The organism is Prevotella sp. C0209C1 (genome assembly GCF_056583855.1).
On the sequence record NZ_JBWPJP010000065.1, the window covers coordinates 1 to 2,524 of the forward strand.

The 2,524-nt window shown below is 40.5% G+C and carries 2 protein-coding genes; both read left to right on the plus strand.

Translation table 11 applies throughout. The features are described 5' to 3' along the window. Positions 1 to 126: 126 nt before the first annotated feature. Complete coding sequence (locus AC1DCD_RS10155) at positions 127 to 2,292, plus strand: TonB-dependent receptor domain-containing protein (RefSeq protein ID WP_480349362.1); 2,166 nt, start codon at positions 127 to 129, stop codon at positions 2,290 to 2,292. Further along, entirely contained in the window at positions 2,274 to 2,414 is a 141-nt protein-coding gene (locus AC1DCD_RS10160) for a hypothetical protein (protein ID WP_464641143.1), read from the plus strand. The genes AC1DCD_RS10155 and AC1DCD_RS10160 overlap by 19 nt, the downstream gene beginning before the upstream one ends. Positions 2,415 to 2,524 lie beyond the last annotated feature (110 nt).

Consider the following 2,524-nt stretch of genomic DNA (forward strand, 5'->3'; position numbering starts at 1 on the left):
TATTTTATACCTTTGCTGTGCATTTGTATCTTGAAAAGACATTATAAATCTAATATAAAAATACTATGTAATATGATAATGGTAAAATCTTTACATTCAATTTTGCAGTTCACACCTATAAGTTTTATGTTTCTTTTACTATCGAGCCAGCCTATGTATGCCCAGCAATGGCAGCTGAAGGGGAGGCTGGTGGAGAAGGTCGACAGGACAACTCCTTTGGATGCCGCCGAGATATTAGTAAGCCCTCTTGGCGGGGATGTCACTTCCAGCAGCTTATCGGATGAAGAAGGCATGTTTGCTCTTTCGCTTTCTTCGGGCAAGTATGTGTTCAGATACCGACAGTTGGGCGATATTCTTAAGACCGACACCCTCGATGTGCAAGCCGACACCGATTTGGGTGATATTCCTTTAATAATAAAGAAATACACAATGAAGGAGGTAACGGTTACCTCTCAGCGCAGAATGCTTAGTCAGAAAGCTGGAAAACTTGTATATTTAGTTCAGAACAGTCCTTTTGCCCAGGGGTTCAGTACACGCGATTTACTTCATAATATCCCTCGTATAGACCCGACAAGCGAGGAGATAAAGATAATAGGCAAGAGCAATGTTCTTGTATTGGTGGACGGACACAGGGTTAATTTGGAGGGAAAGGATTTGGATATGTATTTGCGTACGTTACCCTCTGAGAACATTAGTAAAATAGAACTCATTACAAATCCTTCAGCCAGATTTGATGCTGCGGGTAACAGTGGAGTGCTGAACATTATCCTAAAAAGCAAGCCAGTAGGTTTTGATGGAAAAATTCACACCTTGCTGACACAACGCACTCATTTTGCAGCCGAGGAGGGAGCTGACTTGTCGTTCTCATCAGGTAATTTTTCGGTAGAGTACAAAGTCGACAACTCCAATGAGAAACGCCCTCAGAAGATGGAAAGTTCTTACATCTATCCGACATACACACGTGTTACGAACGATTATACTCTTAACCGCTATGACATATTGAGCCAGAATCTTAATAGCAGCTATCAAATAGGGCATGTAAAAATAGGATTCTTTTCCACTCTCAACCGTTCCCGTAATAAGGGCTTTCACAGGGGCGAAATGAACTTCAGTGATGGTTCTTATCCGTCGAACACCTATTCGGAGCAGACTCACGACAAGTATCGTTTGGAAACGATTTCCCCTTATGTGGAATGGAAGCTGGACAGCATAGGTAAGAAGCTAACGCTGAATTATAATTACATTCATTTAAGCGATGATGTCAACCATGTGTACGATTCCGGCTCGGCTCACCTCTTTTCGAGCAGTTGGGACAATTACAGCAATGTGGTGAATACTCTCAGCGCAGACTTAAACCTTCCCTTTACGTGGCTGAACTTTGAGGTGGGTGGCAAGTACTCCCATTTCAGAACGAACAACATTTCGGATTACGGAGGCAGCAATGGTTTCTTGTTCAAGGAAACAATAACGGCCCTCTATGCAGATGTTTACCGGAACTTTGGTCCTTTTTATGCCAAGGCAGGGTTACGCTATGAGCATACAAGCAATAATGGGATAACGCTTGGCGGTTTAACCGTTTCCAATAAATATCATCATTGGTTTCCGTTCGCAGAGCTTTCCTATAATACTTCCGACGACCATTCCTTCTCTTTAGGATATAGCAAGCGAGTTGACCGGCCAAGTATGAACAATATGAATCCCACAAAGGTTTATCGCGACACTTATTCTTACTCGGAAGGAAATGACAGGCTTGTTCCGTCCATCATGGACAATTTAGAGTTTAACTATGTCTTTAAGGGAAACCTTAATGTAGATTTGTACTACTATCACACTTCTGACGCCATACAGAGCCTGAGACAAGTGGTTGATGATTTATATACCAAGTATTATCCCAAGAACTGCCTAACCATAAACACCTACGGCGGAGATGTTAGTTATAATTTCTCGTGGGGTAAATTCAACTTGTATACAAGTGCTTCTATGTACTATCTGAAGGCCAAGTCTATGGCAGAAGAACTGGATGATTCGGATTTGAAGAGCTTGAACACGACTCTCTCTGCAAATTTTAGTTATCGCTACAAGGCTATGACCATTTTTGCAAATTATTATCATGTATTTCCGGGCATGGAAGAATCTTTTCATACCGGGAATATCGATTGCTTAGGTTTGGGCTGCAAAATCAATCTCCTAAAGAATAAGCTCTTGCTGAATGTTCTGGCGCAGGATATTTTGGAGGTACCAAAGCTCATAACCGAGTGGCATACAACGATTATATGTTCAGAAATAACATAGATAATGACAATACTTCGTTACGTGTAGGGTTAACGTATAATTTTGGAAAGCGTAAAGCCAAACGAACGGATGTAAATATCAATAACAGCGAAATGAATCGCCTGCCGAATATTAAGAAATAAAAATAAGAGAGATGAAAATTATTCAAAGTTTTTGGACTGGCAATAAAAATAATAATATAAAAAAACAAAAGGAGCATATATAAAATATACGCTCCTTTTATTAGATACAT

What these genes read in the sequence shown, in the direction of transcription:
- AC1DCD_RS10155 (WP_480349362.1), top strand. Translation starts at nt 127, where the DNA reads ATGTTTCTTTTACTATCGAGCCAGCCTATGTATGCCCAGCAATGGCAG.
- AC1DCD_RS10160 (WP_464641143.1), top strand. Translation starts at nt 2,274, where the DNA reads ATGTTCAGAAATAACATAGATAATGACAATACTTCGTTACGTGTAGGG.